This window comes from Reyranella sp. (genome assembly GCF_965279625.1).
In the GTDB taxonomy this organism is placed as follows: Bacteria; Pseudomonadota; Alphaproteobacteria; order Reyranellales; family Reyranellaceae; genus Reyranella.
Map to the genome: position 1 here is coordinate 4132413 of NZ_OZ257251.1, position 20384 is coordinate 4152796.

Sequence of the window (20384 nt, forward strand, 5' to 3'; positions counted from 1 at the left end):
ACGATATTCAACGAACAATTGCGGCTTTTTTGATCCGAAAATGACCCAGGACGATATGCCCCGCACCGTGCGCACCTTGCTGCGCGCTCTCGACCGGGCTTCTCTCGCCACTCTCTTGCCAGACGAACCGGCCGGCTGGCCCTATGTCTCCCTGGTGCTGGTGGCGGTCGATCACGACCTCTCGCCGATCCTTCTGCTGAGCGATATGGCTGAACACACCAGGGCAATCAAGGCGGACGGTCGCGTCTCCCTGCTGTTCGACGGGACCGGCGGGCTCGACCAGCCGCTGACGGGCCCGCGGGCGACCGTGCTGGGACGCGCCGAGCGGACCCCCGACGAACGGCTGAAGGCGCGCTTCCTTGCGCGCCATCCGGACGCCGCGCTCTATGCGGGATTCCGGGATTTCAACTTCTATCGCGTCACGGTGGAGCGGGCCCATCTGGTGGGCGGCTTCGGCAAGATCCGCTGGATCGATGCGGCCGAACTCGCTCCGCCGTTCGCTCCGGGCCTTGCCGAGGCCGAGGCGGGCATCGTCGACCATATGAATGCCGATCACTCGGATGCCATCCAGCTTTATGCCGGAAAGTTGATCGGCCGGGCCGGCGACGGCTGGAAGATGACGGGGATCGATCCCGAGGGCATCGATCTGCGGCGCGCCGGGGACGTGGCCCGCCTCGCCTTCGATGCGCCGCTGCAATCCGCCGGCGAGGCGCGAAAGAGTCTGGTCGGCTTGGTCGGCAAGGCGCGCGCAATGCCCTGATCGACCGCTATCGGTTTCGCGTCGCAGCATTCTTCTCGCGAGTGCGAAGGCCGATCCACACGTGTGGCGATACTAACTTGTCGCAAGGGACTTGCCTCATCGCGGCCCTGCCAGTAGCGCAATAGTATCGAAACACCTTTGCCATTCGGATCGGCCGGAAAGCAGGAGAAACGCTGTGCATCAGGCGGGCTTCATCGTACCCAAGTTTGGACTGGAAGCGCTCGGTCTCAAGAACCTGAGCAATGTCTACTGGAACCTCCAGGTTCCGGCGCTCTACCAGGAAGCCATTCGCCGGCATGAAGGCGTCGTGGCGGATGGCGGCGCGCTGGTGGTTCGTACCGGCATCCATACCGGTCGTTCGCCCAACGACAAATTCATCGTCGAGGATTCCGAGAGCAAGGGCCGCATCGACTGGGGCAAGACCAACAAGCCCATCACGCCCGACCGCTATCGCGCTCTCTACAACCGCATGATCGCCTATGCGCAGCGCCGCGACCTGTTCGTGCGCGACTGCTGGGCCGGCGCCGATCCCGCCCATCGCATCGGCGTGCGCGTGGTCAACGAGACCGCGTGGCACAATCTCTTCGCCCGCAACATGTTCCTGCGCCCGAAGCCCGAGGAACTCGAGGGCTTCAAGCCGGAATTCACCATCCTGAACCTGCCGGGCTTCCAGGCCGATCCGAAGCTGGACGGCACGGCGTCGGACTGCGCCATCCTGGTGAACTTCACCGAACGTGTCGTGGCCATCTGCGGCACCTGGTATGCCGGCGAGATCAAGAAGTCGGTGTTCACGATCCTGAACTACCTGCTGCCGGACAAGAACGTTCTGCCGATGCACGCCTCCGCCAACATCGGTCCGAAGGGCGACGTCGCGGTCTTTTTCGGCCTTTCGGGCACCGGCAAAACCACGCTGTCGGCCGATCCGACGCGCACGCTGATCGGCGACGACGAGCATGGCTGGGCCGAGGACAGCCTCTTCAATTTCGAAGGTGGCTGCTACGCCAAGGTGATCAAGCTCAGCCGCGAGGCCGAGCCCGAGATCTATGCCACCACCGGCCGCTTCGGCACGGTGCTGGAGAACGTCGTGATCGATCCGGCGACCGGCCGCCTCAACCTCGACGACGGCGCCCATACCGAGAACACCCGCGCCTGCTATCCGCTCGACTTCATCCCGAACGCGTCGACCTCCGGCATCGCCGGCACGCCCGAGAACATCGTGATGCTGACGGCCGATGCGTTCGGCGTGTTGCCGCCGATCTCGCGCCTGTCGCCGGAGCAGGCGATGTACCACTTCCTCTCGGGCTACACCGCGCGCGTCGCCGGCACCGAGAAGGGGGTGACCGAACCGCAGGCGACCTTCTCGACCTGCTTCGGCGCGCCGTTCATGCCGCGTCATCCGACCGTCTACGCCAAGATGCTGGGCGAGAAGATGGCCCGCCAGAACGTGAAGTGCTGGCTGGTCAACACCGGCTGGTCGGGCGGCGGGTTCGGCGTCGGCGAGCGCATGTCGATCCGACATACCCGCGCCATGGTGCGGGCGGCGCTCGACGGCACGCTGGCGTCCGTCTCTTCCTCGACCGATCCGCACTTCGGCATGCAGGTGCCGAGCGCCTGCCCCGACGTGCCAGGCGAGGTGCTGAACCCGAAGAACACCTGGAAGGACAAGAAGGCCTACGACAGCGCCGCGCGCGACGTCGCCCAGCGTTTCGAGAAGAACTTCCAGCAGTTCGAGAGCCACGTCGACGACAAGGTCAACAAGTCGGCCATCCGCGCCGCCGCGTAACCTAACGCGACATCGCTTCCGCGCGGCGGACATCCTATGATGCCCGCCGCGTGAGCCAGATTTCCGAAACGTCCCCTGCGAAAGCCGCCGTGCGCCGCCCCTGGCGGCTGCCGATGGTCGCCGCGCTGGCGCTTGCCTTCGTTTCGCTCTCGCTCATTTCCGGCGTCGCCTACATCGTCGTGCTGGCCGGCGCGACCGGCACCGCAGATCGGCTGCTGGTCGATCGTGCGGCCCGCGTGGTCGATGCCCAGGTGGCGCTGGTCCGCAGCCGACTCGATCCGGTGAGCGAGCAGCTCGAGCTGATCGCGGCCCTCGCCGCGGGCGGCCGCATCGACATCGAATCGCCGGTCGCAGTGCGTGAGCTTCTGGCGGTCATGATGCAGCAGGTGCCCGCCGTCTCGGCGGTCGGCTTCGCCACGCTCGATCTCAAGCTTCATCGCGCCGTGCGCGAGCCCGACGGCACGATCGAGCGCGAAACGCTCTCGCTGGTCGACCAGCCGCAGGGCATGGAGCGCTTTCGTCAGCTCCAGACGGCGCAACGCACATTCTGGGGCGCGCTGTTCTGGAGCGAGACCATCAAGCAGCCGGTGGTCAATGTGCGCACGCCGGTGCGGCGCATCGACAATGCCTTCATCGGCGGCCTGATCGCCACGGTGGCCGTCGGCGATCTCTCCTATCTCATTGGCGATCCGGTGCGCGGCGGCGACGGGCGCTATTTCATCCTCGTCGGCCGCGACCATGTGCTGGCCGCGCGCCGGCTCATCGATCCCCGCGGGCTCGGCCTCTCCGAGACGCGGCCCCTGCCCACCATCAAGGAGGTGGACGATCCGGTCCTCGCCAAGATCTGGGACCCGCCCGTGCGGTCGCCGCAGATCGACCGCGCCTTGGGATCGCTGGGTCACGTCGTCGAGCAGGGCGGTCGGCGCTGGGTGTTCGTCTATCGCGAGCTCAGGCGGTTCGGGCCGGAGCCCTGGCTGGTCGGGCAGTATTTCCCGATCGAGGACGCGACCGGCGACCTCGACCGGTTGACCAACGGGGCCATCGTCGGCGGAATCACGCTGGCCGTCGCCGCGCTGCTGGCGCTGGTGATGGGGCTCAGTATGGCGCGGTCCATCCGCACCCTGACCTCGGCCGCGGAGCTGATCGAGCAGCTCAAGTTCGACGAGCCGTTCCATCGCAAGTCACGGCTGCGCGAGATCGACGATGCCGGCCACAGCCTCGACAAGGCGCGCGGGGCGCTGAAATGGTTCGGCGCCTATGTGCCGCGCCGTCTCGTGTTCGGATTGATGGAACTGGGCGAGGATGCGGTGGCGTCGCGCCGGCGGGTCGTCACCGTGATGTTCACCGACATCGTGGGCTTCACGCCCCAGGCCGAGGAGCTGCCGGAGCAGGAAACGGCCGACATGCTCAACCATCATTTCGCCCTGCTGGGCAGCTGCATCGAGAACGATCAGGGCGTGATCGACAAGTATATCGGCGACTGCGTGATGGCGGTGTGGGGCGGTCTTTCGACGATGGAGGATCATGCCGATCACGCGGTTCATGCCGCCCTCGAGATGGGGCGCGTCGTGCATGAGGACAATCTTCAGCGCATCGCGGCCGGCCACAAGGCCGTCCGCCTGCGCGTCGGCATACATTCGGGGCCGGTGATCGTGGGCAATATCGGCGCGCCGGGGCGGGTCAACTACACCGTGGTCGGCGACACCGTGAACGTGGCGCAGCGTTTCGAACAGCTCGGCAAGGAGTTCATGACCGACGACGATGATGTGATCGTCCTGGTGAGCGGCGACACGATCGCGGCGATGAAGCACCCCGAAGTGCTGGGCGATCTGCCCAAGCCGGAGCTGCGGCACGTGAAGGGCCGGGACGAGCCGGAGCAGGTCTATCGTCTCATGTAGAGGGCGTCTCATGTAGGGGGCGTCTCGTGCAGGGGGCGCCTGATGCGACGGGCGGTGCGCTGGACGGGATATGGTCTTCGCCGGTAATGTGCCGACGTCCTCTCAGTTGGCAATTTTCAAGGAACGAGCCGCACATGGAACGACGCAAACTTCTTGCATTGTCGACGGCCGCGCTCGCTCTTGTCCCCTTCCACGGACTGCACGCGCAGGACTCCAACAAGCCCTTCACGACCGAACAGCTCGACCAGATGCTGGCGCCGATCGCCCTCTATCCCGACGCGCTGCTGTCGCAGGTGCTGATGGCCGCGACCTATCCGCTCGAGGTCGTCGAGGCGGCGCGCTGGTCGCAGGCCAACCCCAACCTCAAGGGCGACGCCGCCGTCGCGGCGGTGAAGGACAAGAGCTGGGACGTCAGCGTGAAGTCGCTGGTCGCGTTTCCGCAGACGCTGCAGATGATGAGCAACCAGCTCGACTGGACCCAGAAGCTGGGTGACGCGATGATCGGCCAGCAGAAGGACGTCGCGACCGCGGTCCAGCGCCTGCGCGCCAAGGCGGAGGCCGCCGGCAATCTGAAGTCGACGTCGCAGCAGAAGGTGACGACGCAGTCGAGCGGCGGCGCCAACGCGATCGTCATCGAGCCGGCCAATCCCGAAGTTCTCTACGTTCCCTACTACAACCCGGCCTGGGCCTACGGCGCTTGGCCCTATCCGGCCTATCCGCCCCCGTATTATCCGCCGCCGCCCAACTACGGCGCGGCGCTGATGAGCGGCATGATGTTCGGTCTGGGCGTTGCCGCGGGTGCGGCGATGTTCGGCGGCTGGCACTGGGGGTATGGCGGCGGCGGCTGGGGCAACAGCTACACGACGGTTAACGTCAACCGGGCGACCAGCATCACCAACAATTTCAACGCAGACCGCTATCGCAACGGCCAGTGGAACCACGATCCGTCGCATCGCGACGGCGTGCCCTACCGCACGCCCGCCGAGCGGCAGGAATTCGGCCAGCATCGCCCCGATTCGGCAGCACAGCGCGAACAGTTCCGCGGCCAGCTCGACGGGCGCGGCGCGGCAGGCGCGCAAAATCGCGGCGCCGAGGCCCGGCCTGCCGAGAATCGGCCGGCGGAAAATCGCAGCTTCGAGAATCGGACAGCCGGCGACCGCGGCGCGTTCGGCGACATCAACCGCGGCGGCAGCGGCGCCAGCCGCGACTTCGACCGCGGCAGCCAATCCTGGGGCAACCGCAGCTGGGGTGGCGGTGGCGACCGTGGCGGTGGTGGTGAAAGGTTTGGCGGAGGACGGCGATGAGCGGCACGATGTTCCGGCGCGGCCTCCTCACACTGGCCGTTTTCGTCGGCTTAGCTGGCGGCGCGATCGCCCAGCAGGCGACGAAGGTTCAGGGTTTCCCGACGGCCGATGCGGCCGCCAATGCCTTCACCGATGCGGTCCGCAAGGGCGACCAGAAAGCTCTGGGCACCCTGCTGGGACCCCAATGGGGTGAGTTCGTTCCGACGACGTCCGAGCAGCGCGAGGAGCGCCGGAAGGCCTATCTCACCGCTTGGGACGAAAGCCACGAGGTCAAGGTCTCGGGCGACAAGGCGACCATCATGGCCGGCAAGGCTGGCTGGACGCTGCCCATCCCGCTCGTGAAGGACGGCGCGGAATGGCGCTTCGATCCGGTCGCCGGCTGGCGTGAGATGCGCCTGCGCCAGATCGGCCATGACGAGGCCTCCGTGGTGCAGACGATGCTGGCCATCGTCGATGCGCAGCGTGACTACGCAGCGATGGATCCGATGAAGACCGGCTCGCCGGTCTACGCACGGCGCCTGCTCAGCAGCCCCGGCCGCAAGGACGGGCTCTACTGGGAAGCCAAGCCGGGCGAGCCGCAGAGCCCGCTCGGGCCGGCAGTTGCCCGCGCCCAGGCTGATGGCAATTCCCCCGACGGCCACTACGGTTACTATTTCCGTCTGCTCTACGCTCAGGGCGCTGCGGCCCCGGGCGGCTCCCGCGACTACATCGTCAACGGCCGCATGATGGGCGGCTTCGGCGCCATCGCCTGGCCGGTGCGCTACGGCGTGACCGGGGTGATGACCTTCATCGTCGACTACAAGGGCGAGGTCTATCAGCAGGATCTCGGACCCGAGACGGCGCAAAAGGCCGGCATGATCAACACCTTCAATCCTGATAAGGGTTGGGTGAAGGCGGACATGACGCCTCCGTAACGGAAGCGTCGTCATGAAGGGGAGAGGTATGATGAAGACGAAGATCCTGACGCTGGTGGTGGCCGCAGGCTTCCTCGGTGGCTGCAACACCAGCAACCTGTCGGACGGCCAGACCGGCGCGCTGGTCGGCGCCGCGGCCGGCACCGGCATCGGCCTGGCGACCGGCGGCAGCTTCGGCGCGGTGGTCGGCGCCGGGCTGATCGGCGGCGCGGTCGGCTATATCGGTGGCACCGCCATTGGCAACAGCAAGTAAGGGGAGATCCATATGACCTCCAGGTTTCTCCTCGCGCTGGGTGCCCTCTCGGTCGGCAGCGCCATCGCCGTCTCGGCGTCCGCCCAGCAGGCCGCCATGCCGCCGCTCAATTTCGACCAGGCGGCCTACATCACCTGCCGGGAAGCGCATGCCATGAATCCGGAAGCCCGCAAGGCGCTGGCGGTGTTCCTCGCGGAGCATTCGGCACGGGTACGCGGCGTCATGATTCCCGATGGCGAGCAGGGCGCCCAGCTCGCCCATCTGGTGCGCGGCGGCTGTACCCTGTCGCCGGACGCCTACCTGTTCACGGTGGTCGACCGCGCCGTCGTGGCCGAGAGCTCGAAGCTCCCTAAGCGCAAGTAGCGGCCCTCAGGTCAGCTTGATCATGACGTGCTTGGCATAGGCCGGGCGCGTCGTGAGCCGCTCGTACCACGCCCGGACGTTCTTCAGGTCCGGGCGTTCGATTTCCAGCGCATACCAGCGATGGACGAAGCAGCCGACCGGGATGTCGCCCATCGTGAACTGGTCGCCCGCGACGTAGCGCTTGCCCGCGAGCCAGCCGTCGAGCCGGCCGAACAGCTTGCCCGCCTCTGCGGCGGCTTTCCCGATTGCCGCCATGTCGCGCTTCTCCGGCGGCGTGCGGATCAGGCCCCAGAAGGCGAGGCGCATCGGCTCGCCGATGGTGCTGAGCTGCCAGTCCATCCAGCGGTCGGCCTCGCTGCGCAGGCCGGGATCGGTGGGCCATAGCGTGCCCGCGGCGTGCTTGGCCGCGAGATAGCGCACCGCCGAATTGCTTTCCCAGATGATCCGCCCGCCCGCGTCGATGGTCGGCACGACCCCGTTGGGATTCATGTCGAGGTACCATTTCTGGTCGTTGCCGCCGAACGCCCCGCCGACGTCGGTGCGCTCGTACTTGAGTCCGCACTCGTCGGCGCACCACAGCACCTTCATCACGTTGATCGAATTGGCACGGCCCCAGATTTTCATGGCATTCCTCTCAATGGCTCGACGACGAGTATTTCGCTGACGAATCCTGTCAGTGCGCCGCCGCCCAGTTGTCGCCGACGCCGGTGTCGACGACGAGCGGCACCGTGAGCGAAGCGGCGCTTTCCATGATCTTGCGGGTCACGTCCTTGGTCTTGTCGAGTTCCTTCTCGGGCACCTCGAACAGCAGTTCGTCGTGGACCTGCAGGAGCATCCTCGCCTTGAGCTTGGCCGCGGTGAGAGCGCCGGGTAGGCGGATCATGGCGCGCTTGATGATGTCGGCGCCGCCGCCCTGAAGCGGCGCGTTGATCGCCGCACGCTCGGCGAAGGCGCGCATGCCCTGGCTCTTGTCGTGGATGAACCGGAGGTGGATCTTGCGGCCGAACGGCGTCAGCACGTAGCCGTGCTTGCGCGCGAAGTCCTTGGTCCGCTCCATGTAGTCGCGGATGCCGGGATAGCGCTGGAAGTATTTGGCGATGTACTCCTTGGCCTCCTGCTGGCCGATGCCGAGCTGGTTTGCGAGGCCGAAGGCCGAGATGCCGTAGATGATGCCGAAGTTGATCGCCTTGGCGCGCCGCCGCACCAGCGGGTCCATGCCCTTCACCGGCACGCCGAACATGTCGGAGGCGGTGATGGCGTGGATGTCGTCGCCGCGCGCGAAGGCCTCCTTCAGGGACGGAATGTCGGCGACATGTGCTAGCAGGCGCAGCTCGATCTGCGAATAATCGGCGCTGAGCAGCTTGTGGCCGGTCTCGGCGATGAAGGCCTGGCGGATCTTGCGCCCTTCCTCGCTGCGCACCGGAATGTTCTGCAGGTTGGGATCGGTCGAGGCGAGTCGTCCCGTCGCAGCGCCGGTCATGTGATACGAGGTGTGGACGCGGCCGGTCTTGGCATCGACCTGGCGCACCAGCGCGTCGGTGTAGGTGCCCTTGAGCTTGGCGAGCTGGCGGTGCTCCAGGATCTTCACCGGCAGCGGATGGCCCTGCGTCGCGAGGTCCTCCAGCACCGAGGCGTCTGTCGCCCAGGAGCCATTCTTGTTGCGCTTGCCGCCGGGCAGCTTCTGTTCGTCGAACAGGATTTCGCCGAGCTGCTTGGGCGAGCCGACATTGAACTCGCGGCCGGCGATCTTGTGGATCTCGCCTTCGAGTTCGGCCAGCCGCTTCTCGAAGTCGGCGCTCAGCCCCTTGAGCGTCAGCGCATCGACCTTGATGCCGGCGGCTTCCATCGACAGCAGCACCGGGATCAGCGGTCGCTCGATCGTCTCGTACATCGAGGTGACGCGCTCAGGGACGAGGCGCGGCTTCAGGCGCGCCCACAGCTGCATGGTGACGTCGGCGTCCTCGGCGGCATAGTCGCGCGCCTTGTCGAGCGGCACCTTGTCGAAGGTCACCTGTTTGGAGCCGCTGCCGGCCACGTCGGAGAACTTGATGGTCTTCTGGCCGAGATGCAGCTCGGCCAGCTCGTCCATGCCGTGGTTGTTCTTGCCGGCGTCGAGGACGAACGAGATCAGCATGGTGTCGTCGACCGGGCCGATCTCGACGCCATGCCGGCGGAAGACTGCCATGTCGTACTTGATGTTCTGGCCGACCTTCAGCACCGCCGGGTCTTCCAGGAGCGGCTTCAGCTTTTCGATCGCGGTCTTGAAGGTGATCTGTCCCTCGAGCAGTTTGCCCGCATCCTTGTCGCCGCCATCGCCTAAAAGATCGAGCGCGCCCTGCGCGGCTGCGCCGGGGACGCGATGCATCAGCGGCAGGTAGGCGGCGCGCCGGCGCGTCGAGTTGACGTCGCCCCACGGGCCTTCGAGCAGGGCCAACGACACGCCGACCAGGCCGGCATTGTTGGAATCGAGCCCGTCGGTCTCACAGTCGAACGCGACCGTGCCAGCCCGGGTCGCCTCGGCGATCCATTCGTCGAGCAGCTTCTCGTCCTGGATCATCTCGTAGTCGGCCGCCGTGAAGTCCCGATTGGGCTTCTTCGAGGAAGAAGCGGCGGGGGCGGGCGTGGGGTCGGCCTTCTTCACCGGCGCGGACGCGGAGGCGGGCGCAACCGGCGCGCTCGCCTCGCCCAGTTCGCTGGTGAATCGCTGCAGCAAGGTCCTGAACCCCTGCTGCTCCAGCCACGGCAGGAGCACGTTGGGATCGGGCTTGCGCTTGTCGAAGGCCTCGGGCTCGGCGGGCGTCGGCACGTCGTCGCGCAAGGTCACGAGCTGCTTGGAGATGCGGATCAGCTCGGAATTGTTCTCGAGCGATTCGCGCCGCTTGGGCTGCTTGATCTCCTTGGTGCGCTCCAGCAGCGCTTCGAGGTTGCCGTACTCGTTGATGAGCTGGGCGGCGGTCTTGATGCCGATGCCGGGGGCGCCCGGCACGTTGTCGGTCGAATCGCCGGCCAGCGCCTGTACGTCGACGACCTTGTCGGGCGTCACGCCGAACTTCTCGAACACCGCTTCGGGCCCGAGCTTGACCTTCTTGATCGGGTCCATCAGCTCGACGCCCGGCCGCACCAGCTGCATCAGGTCCTTGTCGGAGGACACGATCGTGCAGGTGCCGCCGGCCTCGACGGCCATGCGGGCGTAGGTCGCGATCAGGTCGTCGGCCTCGTAGCCCTCGAGTTCGCACACCGTGACGTTGAAGGCACGCGCGGCCTCGCGGATCAGCGGGAATTGCGGGATCAGGTCTTCCGGCGGATCGGGCCGGTTGGCCTTGTACTTGTCGTAGATCTGGTTGCGGAAGGTGACGCTGCCGGCGTCGAGGATCATCGCGATATGGTCGATCTCGGGATTGTCCAGCAGGTCGGCCACCAGCATGCGGCAGAAGCCGAACACGGCGTTGATCGGCGTCCCGTCGGGCCGGTTCATCGGCGGCAGGGCGTGATAGGCGCGGAACAGATAGCCCGAACCGTCGATCAGGTAGAGGTGGCGGAGCGGCTTGTCGCCGTCTGCCGGGGTCGTCGCGGGAGCCTTGGATTTCGCCATGCCCAAGGCCTAGCACGCTGGGCCGTGCGGCGGGAGATGGCTGTGTTACGATCGGTGCATGACCATCATCCTGTCCGAGAATTTCCGCGCGCTTTTCTACGCCCCCTTCTATGCCGCCCATGCCAGCGGTGCTTTCAAGCGCGCCGGGGTCGAGGTCGAGCTGCGGCCTTCGTCCGACCCGCTGGAGGCCGCGCGGGCGCTGCGCGCCGGCGAGGTCGACGTAATGTGGGGCGGGCCGTTGCGCGTCCTGATCGCGCGCGACAAGGACCCGGGCTCGGATCTCGTCTGCTTCTGCGACGTGGTGGCGCGCGATCCGTTCTTCGTGGTGGGTGCGACGCCGCGCCCGGATTTCAAGTTCGCCGATCTCCTGTCGATGAAGCTTGCGACGGTCTCGGAAGTGCCGACGCCGTGGGTCTGCCTGCAGGATGACCTGCGCCGCGCCGGCGTCGATCCCGCGAAGGTCGACCGGGTCACCGACAAGGACATGGCCGAGAACGAGGCTGCCCTGCGCGAAGGCAGGCTCGATGCCGTGCAGGTGTTCCAGCCCTACGCCGAGAATCTCGTTTCCACGGGCGCCGGTCATATCTGGAACGCCGCCGCGGGCCGCGGCCTCACCGCCTATACGACCCTCGTCACGCGGCGCGGCATCCTCGCCGATCGCGCCGAGGAGCTGGCGTGCATGATCCGCGGCATGGATGCGACCCTGAAATGGTTCGCCGTCACGCCGTCGCTGGAAATCGTGGACGTCGTGCAGTCGTTCTTTCCCGATGTCCCGCGCGACCTGTTCGCCGCCTGCATCGACCGTTATCGCGCGCTCGAACTGTGGGGCCGCGATCCGGTCGTCCGGCGCGAAGGCTACGACCGGCTGCACGCCGCCATGCGCTCCTCGGGGATCCTGTCGCGCGACATCGCCTTCGAGGATGTGATCAACACGAAGCTGGCCCGTCACGCGATCGGCGCGTGAAGAAGCGGCTTCAGCCGATTGCCTTCAGGTAGCGCTCGACCGGCGCCAGCGCCTCGAGACGTGGCATGCCGTGCACGACCTCGTCGGGCCGGCACCAGGGATAGGGCAGGTCGGTGATCCAGCCCATGACGCTACCGAGGTCGGTGGCCGGAAGGACTTCCATCACATCGATGGTGATAATCAGCTTCTCGACCAGGCATCTGGCGTCGGACGAGAACTGCCACTCGTAGCGTCCGCTCCCGACCCGGAGCGCGCCTTCGCTTCTCGCCGACATGGCGACGAGCCAGGGGCAGGCGAAGTGGCGTCGGTCGGACTCCGCGGGCAGCCTCAGGCCGAACGAATGGACGTTCTCGAAATCGGTCGCAATGCGTCGAACGAGGACTTCCTCGAGTTCGGGCAATCCGCGGGCTGTACCGGGGAAGGAAATGGCGTCGGTCTTCACCACCATTTCCAGCCGGGCATCTTCGGCAAAGGCGCGGCGCATCAGGAAGGGACGGTTCCCATCCTTCGCATGAAAGTACGTGCTGACGGCGTCAAGGGGGCTGGGCATGGGGGATCAGCCTAGATCGTGACGCAGGCGCTTGTCATGCTGACGGCGGAGAACATCAGGGGAGATCGGAATGTCGCTCTATGAACTGAGGACCTACACGCTTTATGTCGGCAAGATGGGCGAAGCGGTGAAACTCTATCAGGAGTTCGGCTTCCCGGCGCTCGACAAAGGCGGTCACGCGAGGAACCTCGTCGGCTACTTCCAGGGCGACACGGGCACCATCAACCAGATCGTCCATCTCTGGAAATTCGACGACGACGCCCACCGGCGCAGCCACTGGGCTGCCGTCTTCGCCGACCCCGCCTTCATCGACGGCTTCGCGGTGAAGTTCCGCCCCCTGGTGATGAGCCAGGAAGTGAAGCTGCTGAACGCGGCGCCGTGGGGTCCGCACCCCTGAGCGACCGCCTGCGGGGCGTTCGCAACATCCGCGACGTTCCGGGGCTTGCGATGAGCGGAGCGGGAGACTATCAGCATCGCGTCATCGGGGAGTAGCCGGCCTCACCCCAGAGGCGGATGCATCAACAGACTTGGGTCCTTCGGGAGCCATGGTGCATTCGGCGACCGACGGTCCTTCACGGATCGCGCTTGGCGAGACCTTTGGCTTTCCAGCATCTTCACCCGCGGGATCGGGCGGTGCGGGAAGCCATAGGTTCGTGCTCGGTCCCGCTATGTGATTCGCCGTGGAAGCTTTTCTCGTCTCTTCAGGAATCGTTGCTGTCGCCGAGATCGGAGACAAGACGCAACTCCTGGCCATGATCCTCGCCACCCGCTACCGCCGCCCCATTCCCATCATCCTGGGCATCCTGGTCGCCACCCTGGCCAACCACGCGCTCGCCGCCTGGGCCGGCGCCGCCGTCGCCGCCTGGCTGGGCCCCGACGCTATGCGCTGGATCCTGGGCATCCTGTTTCTGGCGATGGCCGTGTGGTGCCTGATCCCCGACAAGGCCGACGAAGGCCCGAAGGTCGCGGGCGCGGCCGGTGCGTTCGTGGCGACGGCGATCGCCTTCTTCCTGGTCGAGATCGGCGACAAGACCCAGATCGCCACCGTGGCGCTGTCGGCGCGCTTCAACGATCTGTTTGCCGTCACGGCGGGCACGACCTTCGGCATGATGATCGCCAACGTGCCCGCGGTGCTGTTCGGCGACGTGCTGTCGCGCAAGGTGTCGCTCACGCTCGTGCGCTCGCTCGCGGCCGCATCCTTCGTCGTGCTGGGCCTGCTCGCCCTGCTGAAGCTCGACATGGGCTTGATGGGAGGCTGAGCGGGTCACGGCGGGCTCGTGTCCTCGCACGATCGTGATATCGCTTCTCATGCACATCGTCGTTTTGTCGCCACACTCCTTGGCGAATTTCACACCATGCGAAGCGACCAAGAAGGCAGCCCTTAAGAGCCATCCATGACGGCTAAGGTCGCTTAGGGATCCGAAACGCTCGAGAAAAAATGCATCCGCACGGGAACGCGCCGCGCGGAAAAGAGTTTGTGCGCCTCGGGCGCATCGTCCGGTGGAGAACATAATGCTTGCGCGAAATCCTTGGAAACTGGCGGCCCTTCTCTTGGTCGCGTGGGCGCCGGCGCTCGCGGGCTGTAAGGAGTCCACGGCGTCGGCCGAACCGGAGGCGGCTCCTCCCGAGGTCGGTGTGCTCACCGTCACGCCGCAGCCGCGCACGATCGTGCGCGAGTTGCCGGGGCGCATCGCGCCGACCCGCGTTGCCGATGTCCGCCCGCGTGTTTCCGGCATCGTGATCGCACGCCTGTTCAACCAGGGCAGCGACGTGAAGCTGGGCGACGCGCTCTATCAGATCGATCCCAAGCCGTTCGAAGTCGAGCTGCAGGCGGCCGAGGCGGCGCTCGACAAGGCGAAGGCCGCGCTCGACCTCGCGGTGCCGCAGGCCACGCGCTCGACGGCGCTTGCCAGGACGCAGGCCATCTCAACGGCCCAGCACGAGATCGCCGTCGCCACGGTGGCGCAGGCGAGGGCCGAGGTCGCCGCCCGCGAGGCCGACGTGGCGCGTGCCCGTCTCAATCTCGACTATGCGACGGTCCGCGCGCCGATCAACGGGCGCATCGGCGCCGCACGGGTCAGCGAAGGCGCGCTCGTCGTCCAGAACGACGCCACCAACCTCGCCACGATCCAGCAGCTCGATCCGATCTACGCCGACTTCACGCAGTCGGTCGGCGAGCTCAACAAGCTGCGCCGTGCGCTCCAGTCCGGCGAACTGGAGCGTATAGAGCCCGACGCGACCAAGGTCCGCCTGTTGCTCGATGATGGCACCATCTATCCCTACAGCGGAAAGTTGCTGTTCTCCGAAGCTCGGGTCGATGCTTCCACCGGCCAGGTCACTCTGCGCGGCACCTTCCTCAATCCCGATCGCGAGCTGCTGTCGGGCATGTATGTGCGGGTCCTGATCGAACAGGGCGTCGACAGCGATGCGATCAGCCTTCCCGAGCAGGCGATCCAGCGCAACGGCGGCGGCGGCAGCGAGGTGTTCGTCGTCAAAGACGACAACCGGGTCGCCGTGCAGCCGGTACGGCTCGGCCCGGCGCAGGCCGGCCACTGGCTGGTGCTGGACGGGTTGAAGTCGGGCGACCGGGTCATCGTCGACGGCTTCCAGAAGTTCGCCGCGGGTGACGTCGTCACTCCGCGCACGATCAGCGCGGAGGCCCCACCGGAAAGTCCGGCGGCGCCCGTCATCGCGACGCGGTGAGCCGCGCCCCATGCCGAGCTTCTTCATCGATCGCCCGATCTTTGCCTGGGTCATTTCGCTCTTCATCTGCCTGATCGGCACGATCTCGATCCCGCTACTGGCGATCGCGCAATATCCGATCATCGCGCCGCCTTCGATCTCGATCAGCACGAGCTATCCCGGCGCGTCGCCCGAGAACCTCTACAACAGCGTCACGCGTCTGATCGAGGAGGAGCTGAACGGCGCCTCCGGCATCCTGAACTTCGAATCGGCCAGCGATTCGCTGGGCCAGGTTGAGATCATCGCGAACTTCGAGCCCGGCACCGATCCGAGCCTGGCCTCGGTCGAGGTGCAGAACCGCATCAAGAGGGTCGAGGCGCGTCTTCCGCGGGCGGTGATCCAGCAGGGCATCCTGATCGAGGAAGCCTCGAGCGCGGTGCTGCAGATCATCACGCTGAACTCGACCGACGGCAGCCTCGACGAGGTCGGCCTCGGCGACTTCATGGTGCGCAACGTGCTGGGCGAGATCCGCCGCATTCCCGGTGTCGGCCGCGCGACCCTCTACTCGACCGAGCGGTCGCTGCGCATCTGGATCGATCCGGCAAAGCTGGTCGGCTACAACCTGACCTCGGACGACGTCACGCGAGCCATCAACGCCCAGAACGCGCAGGTCGCCTCCGGCAGCCTCGGCGCCGAGCCGAGCCCGGCCCATCAGAAGATTTCGACCCTGGTGCTGGTGAAGGGCCAGCTCAGCTCGCCCGAGGAGTTCGGCGCCATCGTTCTGCGCGCCAATCCCGACGGCTCGACCGTGCGACTGCGCGACGTGGCGCGTATCGAGGTCGGCGGCATGGGCTATCAGTTCAACACCCGCCTCAACGGCAAGCCGACGGCCGGCCTGTCGGTGCTGCTGGCGCCGACCGGCAACGCGCTGGCGACCGCCAGCGCCGTCGAGGCGAAGATGAAGGAGCTGTCGCGCTTCTTCCCGGCCAACATCACCTATTCGATCCCCTACAACATCACGCCGGTCGTCGAGGCCTCCATCCAGAAGGTCCTCATGACCCTGGCCGAGGCCGTCGTGCTGGTCTTCGTCGTGATGTTCCTGTTCCTGCAGAACATCCGCTACACGATCATCCCGACCATCGTGGTACCGGTGGCGCTGCTCGGGACCTGCGCAACGCTGCTGGCCGTCGGCTACTCCATCAATATGCTGACCCTGTTCAGTATGGTGCTGGCGATCGGCATCCTGGTCGACGACGCGATCGTCGTCGTCGAGAACGTCGAGCGCATCATGGCGGAGGAGGGGCTGTCGCCCCGGGACGCCACGCGCAAGGCGATGAAGCAGATCACCAGCGCCATCATCGGCATCACGCTGGTGCTGGTCGCGGTGTTCCTGCCGATGGCGTTCTTTCCCGGCTCGGTCGGCATCATCTATCGCCAGTTCTCGGTGACCATGGTGGCGGCGATCGGCTTCTCGGCCCTGCTCGCCCTCTCGCTGACGCCGGCTCTGTGCGCCACCCTGCTGAAGCCCATTCCGGCCGGCCATGCGCACGAGAAGCGCGGTTTCTTCGGCTGGTTCAACCGCAAACTCGACGGTGTCCGCGACCGCTATGTCGGCACGGTGGGATGGTCGCTGAAGCGGACGGGACGGATGATGGCGATCTACGCCGCGCTCCTCATCTGCCTGTCCTGGGCGTTCGTGCGCCTTCCCGGCGGCTTCCTGCCGATCGACGACCAGGGCTTCATCACGACCGACGTGCAGGCGCCGTCCGACGCCTCCTACAATCGCACCAAGGCGGCGGTCGAGGCCGTGGAACGCTACTTGGCCAGCCGCGACGGCGTCGACAACGTGACCTTCCTGACCGGCTACAGCTTCCTCGGCCAGGGCGTGAACACGGCGCAGGCCTTCATCACCCTGAAGGACTGGTCCGAGCGCGGCGCCAACGAGTCCGCTGCGGCCATCGTCGACGACATCAACCGCAACATGGCATCGATCCGCGACGCCGAGATCTCGGCGCTCCAGCCACCGCCGATCGACAATCTCGGCAACTCCGCGGGCTTCAGCTTCCGTCTGCAGGATCGCGGACAGAAGGGCTATCCCGCGCTCATGGCCGCCACCCAGCAGCTCATCGCCGCGGCCAATGCGAGCCCGGTGTTGCGCAACGTCTTCGTCGAGGGACTTCCCGAGGCGCCGCTGGTCAACCTGGTCATCGACCGCGAGAAGGCGAGCGCCTTCGGCGTGACCTTCGAGGACATCAACAACACCATCTCGACCAACCTGGGCTCGGCCTACGTCAACGACTTCCCCAATCGCGGACGCATGCAGCGCGTGATCGTGCAGAGCGATGCCGCGGGCCGCATGACCGCCGACGATATCCTCGCCTACAACGTCAAGAACGCGCAGGGCCAGCTCGTGCCCTTCTCGGCCTTCGCCAAGGTCGAATGGTCGAAGGGCCCGACGCAGATCGTGGGCTTCAACTACTATCCCTCGGTCCGCATCAGCGGCGAGGCCAAGCCCGGCTATACCAGCGGCGATGCCATCGCCGAGATGGAGAAGCTGGCCGGCCGGCTGCCGCGCGGCTTCGGCTACGAATGGACGGGACAGTCGCTGCAGGAGAAGCTCGCCGGTTCGCTGGCGCCGTTGCTGCTCGGACTGTCGGCGCTGCTGGTCTTCCTCTGCCTGGCGGCGCTCTACGAGAGCTGGACGATCCCGCTCGCGGTGCTGCTCACGGTGCCGCTCGGCATCACCGGCGCGGTCGTCGCCGCCACCCTGCGCGGGCTGCCCAACGACGTCTACTTCACGGTGGGCCTGGTCACGATCATCGGTCTCGCCGCCAAGGACGCGATCCTGATCATCGAGTTCGCGAAGGAGCTGCGGTCGCAGGGCAAGCCGCTGGTCGAGGCGACGCTGGAGGCGTGCAAGCTGCGCTTCCGGCCGATTCTGATGACCGGCTTCGCCTTCGTCTGCGGCGTGCTGCCGATGGCGATCGCCGTCGGCGCGGGCGCCAAGAGCCAGCAGGCGCTGGGCACCGGCGTCATGGGCGGCATGATCGCCGTCGTCATCCTCGCCCTGCTGATGGTGCCGGTCTTCTTCGTCGTGGTGCAGCGCGTGCTGGCGCGCGATCGCGAGAAGGTCGTCGAGGCGCCCCAAGCACCGGCTCACGCGTCGACCCGGCCGACATAGGGGCTCAAGGGAGCGCGCCACTCCAGTGGCGCTCATGCCTGTCCATCGACCGAGCTTGAGCGCCACCGGAGTGGCGCGCTCCCTTGAGTCTTACGCGACCTTGTTCGACAGCCGGCCGAGTCCGTCGATCTCGATCGTGACCCGGTCGCCGCGCTTCAGGAACTTCGGCGGCGTGAAGCCGATGCCAACGCCGACCGGCGTGCCGGTGGCGATGACGTCGCCCGGCCGAAGGGTGATGCCGGCGGAGATCGTCGCGATCAGGGTCGGGATGTCGAAGATGAGGTCGCGCGTGTTGGCGTTCTGGCGCAGCTCGTCGTTCACCCAGCACTTCACGCCGAGGTTTTCCGGATCGACCTCGTCGGCGGTCACCAGCCACGGGCCCATCGGGCAGAACGTGTCGAGCGATTTGCCGAGGAACCACTGCTTGTGCTTGCCCTGCAGGTCGCGCGCCGTCACGTCGTTGATGATCGTGTAGCCGCAGATATGGCTGTAGGCCTCGTCCTTGGAGATGCCGCGCCCGCCGCGTCCAATGACCAGGCCGAGCTCCGCCTCGTAGTCGACAGAGTCGCTGACGCCCTCGGGATAGCGGATGTCGGCGCCGTCGGCGATCACGCATTCCGGCGCCTTGGTGAAGATGATCGGCGCTGTCGGGATGGCGTCGGCCGCGGAGCTGGCGCTGCTGTCGAAGCCGCTGCGCGTGAACTCCTTCGCATGCTCGTGATAGTTCTTGCCGACGCACATGACGTTGCGCGCCGGCCGCGGGATCGGCGCCTCGATCTTCACGGACGCTAGCGGCAGGCCCGGGCCGGCCGGCTTGATCTTCGCCTTGAGCGTGTCGAGCTCGCCCACGATGGCGCCGAGATCGGGAGCGGCACGGCCCAGCATCTCCTCCAGCGGCCAGAAGGTCTTGCCGTCCGGGCTGACGAGAGCGGCCTTAGGCACGCCGCCGTGTGTGATCGTGGCGAGCTTCATTGCGCTTTGCCCTGGTCGCCGGCGTTGCCCCAGCCTTTCTTCTCGGCATCGAAGAAGGAGGCGAAGACCTTGCGGATCGTGCTCTCGCCGATGTCGCGCGTGATGAACACGACGCGGCTCTTGCGGTCGTCGCCCTCCGGCCAGGCGTCGAGCGTGGCGGGCGGGTGGAAGACGTGCTGCACGCCGTGGATCACCACGGGCTTGTCGGTGTCCTTGACGTTCAGGATGCCCTTCATGCGCAAGAGGTCGGGGCCGCGATAGGTCACCAGCGCGTCGAAGGCGGCGGCCACGGTCGACCAGCTCATCGGCTCGTCAAAGGTCATGCAGAAGGAGCGGATACGGTCGTCGTGGCGGTTCACGTCGTGCGGATCCTGCTCGCCGTGACCATGCCCATGGTCGTGGGAATGGCCGTGATCGTGACCATGATCATGTCCGTGATGATGGCCGTGACCATGGTCATGGCTGCCTTCATAAGCCTCTGCCTGCAGCCACTTCTTCACGTCGGCGCTCTTGGTCTCGGGATTGTAGAGGCCGGCATTGAGGATCTGGTTGGGATCGATCTCGCCCGTTGCCACCGTATGGAACGGCGCACCCGGATTGAGGTGGTGCAGCCGGTGCTTCAGCTCGGCGAGCTTGGGCGCGTCGGCGATGTCGACCTTGGTCAGCAGGATGCGGTCAGCGACGGCGGCCTGCTTCACGGCCTCCTCGTGATTGTCGAGCGTGCTGGCGCCGTTGACGCCGTCGACCGTCGTTACCACGCCGTCGAGGCGGTAGCGCGAGGCCAGCAGCGGGTCGGTCATCAGCGTGTGCAGGATGGGGGCGGGGTCGGCGAGGCCCGTGGTCTCGACCACCATGCGCTTGAACGGCGAGACCTCGCCGCGCGAGCGCTTGAGGAACAGTTCGCTCATGGTGCGCACCAGGTCGCCGCGCACCGTACAGCACAGGCAGCCCGAGTTCAGCGTCACCATGCCCTCGTCGTCGGATTTCTCGACCAGCAGGTGGTCGAGGCCGATCTCGCCGAACTCGTTGATGATGACGGCGGTGTCCGCCAGCTCGGGCCGGCGCAACAGCTTGTTGAGCAGGGTCGTCTTGCCGCTGCCGAGGAAGCCCGTCAGCACAGTGACGGGGATGCGCTGCTCGGCAGCGTTCTGCGTGTCGCTCATCGAAT

Annotated in this window: 17 protein-coding genes and 1 riboswitch; of the genes, 12 read left to right on the forward strand and 5 right to left on the reverse strand. The window is 66.5% G+C overall.

Annotation, left to right across the window (positions count from 1 at the left end; translation table 11 throughout):
• The first annotated feature begins 40 nt into the window (after positions 1-40).
• The 7 genes from ACQY78_RS20095 to ACQY78_RS20125 all read left to right on the forward strand — a co-directional run bounded on the left by ACQY78_RS20095 (position 41) and on the right by ACQY78_RS20125 (position 7275).
• Positions 41-760 carry a HugZ family protein gene (locus ACQY78_RS20095; RefSeq protein WP_428677973.1) on the forward strand — a complete coding sequence of 240 codons (720 nt, stop codon included), beginning with the start codon at positions 41-43 and terminating at the stop codon, positions 758-760.
• Positions 761-935: 175 nt separating this feature from the next.
• A complete protein-coding gene (locus ACQY78_RS20100; protein ID WP_428677976.1) occupies positions 936-2543 on the forward strand; it encodes a phosphoenolpyruvate carboxykinase in 1608 nt (535 codons plus the stop codon).
• A 50-nt stretch (positions 2544-2593) separates the two neighbouring features.
• Positions 2594-4441, forward strand: a complete 1848-nt coding sequence (locus tag ACQY78_RS20105; RefSeq protein WP_428677978.1) for an adenylate/guanylate cyclase domain-containing protein — start codon at positions 2594-2596, stop codon at positions 4439-4441.
• A gap of 134 nt (positions 4442-4575) precedes the next feature.
• Positions 4576-5745, forward strand: coding sequence for a DUF3300 domain-containing protein (locus ACQY78_RS20110; protein ID WP_428677980.1), 1170 nt, complete (start codon positions 4576-4578; stop codon positions 5743-5745).
• The gene (locus ACQY78_RS20115) at positions 5742-6659 is read left to right on the forward strand and encodes a DUF2950 domain-containing protein (protein ID WP_428677982.1); all 918 of its coding nucleotides are present in this window, start codon (positions 5742-5744) and stop codon (positions 6657-6659) included. The genes ACQY78_RS20110 and ACQY78_RS20115 overlap by 4 nt, the downstream gene beginning before the upstream one ends.
• Positions 6660-6690: 31 nt before the next feature.
• The gene (locus tag ACQY78_RS20120; protein ID WP_298309171.1) at positions 6691-6912 is read left to right on the forward strand and encodes a bacteriocin; all 222 of its coding nucleotides are present in this window, start codon (positions 6691-6693) and stop codon (positions 6910-6912) included.
• A gap of 12 nt (positions 6913-6924) precedes the next feature.
• Positions 6925-7275 carry an HdeA/HdeB family chaperone gene (locus ACQY78_RS20125; RefSeq protein WP_428677984.1) on the forward strand — a complete coding sequence of 117 codons (351 nt, stop codon included), beginning with the start codon at positions 6925-6927 and terminating at the stop codon, positions 7273-7275.
• A gap of 6 nt (positions 7276-7281) precedes the next feature.
• Here the strand turns inward: ACQY78_RS20125 and ACQY78_RS20130 are convergent, their stop codons facing one another.
• Positions 7282-7899 (reverse strand): glutathione S-transferase family protein, encoded by a 618-nt coding sequence (locus ACQY78_RS20130; RefSeq protein WP_428677986.1) that lies wholly within the window; start codon positions 7897-7899, stop codon positions 7282-7284.
• Positions 7900-7948: 49 nt separating this feature from the next.
• The gene (gene polA, locus ACQY78_RS20135) at positions 7949-10867 is read right to left on the reverse strand and encodes a DNA polymerase I (RefSeq protein ID WP_428677988.1); all 2919 of its coding nucleotides are present in this window, start codon (positions 10865-10867) and stop codon (positions 7949-7951) included.
• Positions 10868-10925: 58 nt separating this feature from the next.
• On the opposite strand from polA, the gene ACQY78_RS20140 reads away from it, so the two are divergent.
• Positions 10926-11831: an ABC transporter substrate-binding protein gene (locus tag ACQY78_RS20140; protein WP_428677990.1), complete on the forward strand. Its 906-nt coding sequence runs from the start codon at positions 10926-10928 to the stop codon at positions 11829-11831.
• Between the two features lie 10 nt (positions 11832-11841).
• Here the strand turns inward: ACQY78_RS20140 and ACQY78_RS20145 are convergent, their stop codons facing one another.
• Positions 11842-12381 (reverse strand): hypothetical protein, encoded by a 540-nt coding sequence (locus ACQY78_RS20145; protein ID WP_428677991.1) that lies wholly within the window; start codon positions 12379-12381, stop codon positions 11842-11844.
• 70 nt (positions 12382-12451) lie between these two features.
• Between ACQY78_RS20145 and ACQY78_RS20150 the strand changes: the two genes are divergently transcribed.
• The 4 genes from ACQY78_RS20150 to ACQY78_RS20165 all read left to right on the forward strand — a co-directional run bounded on the left by ACQY78_RS20150 (position 12452) and on the right by ACQY78_RS20165 (position 18244).
• On the forward strand, positions 12452-12778 hold the full coding sequence (locus ACQY78_RS20150; RefSeq protein WP_428677992.1) for an NIPSNAP family protein: 327 nt from the start codon (positions 12452-12454) through the stop codon (positions 12776-12778).
• A gap of 74 nt (positions 12779-12852) precedes the next feature.
• A riboswitch (yybP-ykoY riboswitch) is annotated at positions 12853-12955 on the forward strand.
• A 106-nt stretch (positions 12956-13061) separates the two neighbouring features.
• A complete protein-coding gene (locus tag ACQY78_RS20155; RefSeq protein WP_428677994.1) occupies positions 13062-13640 on the forward strand; it encodes a TMEM165/GDT1 family protein in 579 nt (192 codons plus the stop codon).
• A gap of 253 nt (positions 13641-13893) precedes the next feature.
• Entirely contained in the window at positions 13894-15084 is a 1191-nt protein-coding gene (locus ACQY78_RS20160; RefSeq protein ID WP_428677996.1) for an efflux RND transporter periplasmic adaptor subunit, read from the forward strand.
• A 10-nt stretch (positions 15085-15094) separates the two neighbouring features.
• Positions 15095-18244 carry a multidrug efflux RND transporter permease subunit gene (locus ACQY78_RS20165; protein WP_428677998.1) on the forward strand — a complete coding sequence of 1050 codons (3150 nt, stop codon included), beginning with the start codon at positions 15095-15097 and terminating at the stop codon, positions 18242-18244.
• 90 nt (positions 18245-18334) lie between these two features.
• Here the strand turns inward: ACQY78_RS20165 and ACQY78_RS20170 are convergent, their stop codons facing one another.
• Both ACQY78_RS20170 and ACQY78_RS20175 read right to left on the reverse strand, forming a co-directional pair.
• The gene (locus tag ACQY78_RS20170) at positions 18335-19216 is read right to left on the reverse strand and encodes a fumarylacetoacetate hydrolase family protein (RefSeq protein ID WP_428678000.1); all 882 of its coding nucleotides are present in this window, start codon (positions 19214-19216) and stop codon (positions 18335-18337) included.
• Positions 19213-20379 carry a CobW family GTP-binding protein gene (locus tag ACQY78_RS20175; RefSeq protein WP_428678001.1) on the reverse strand — a complete coding sequence of 389 codons (1167 nt, stop codon included), beginning with the start codon at positions 20377-20379 and terminating at the stop codon, positions 19213-19215. The genes ACQY78_RS20170 and ACQY78_RS20175 overlap by 4 nt, the downstream gene beginning before the upstream one ends.
• Between the last annotated feature and the right edge of the window lie 5 nt (positions 20380-20384).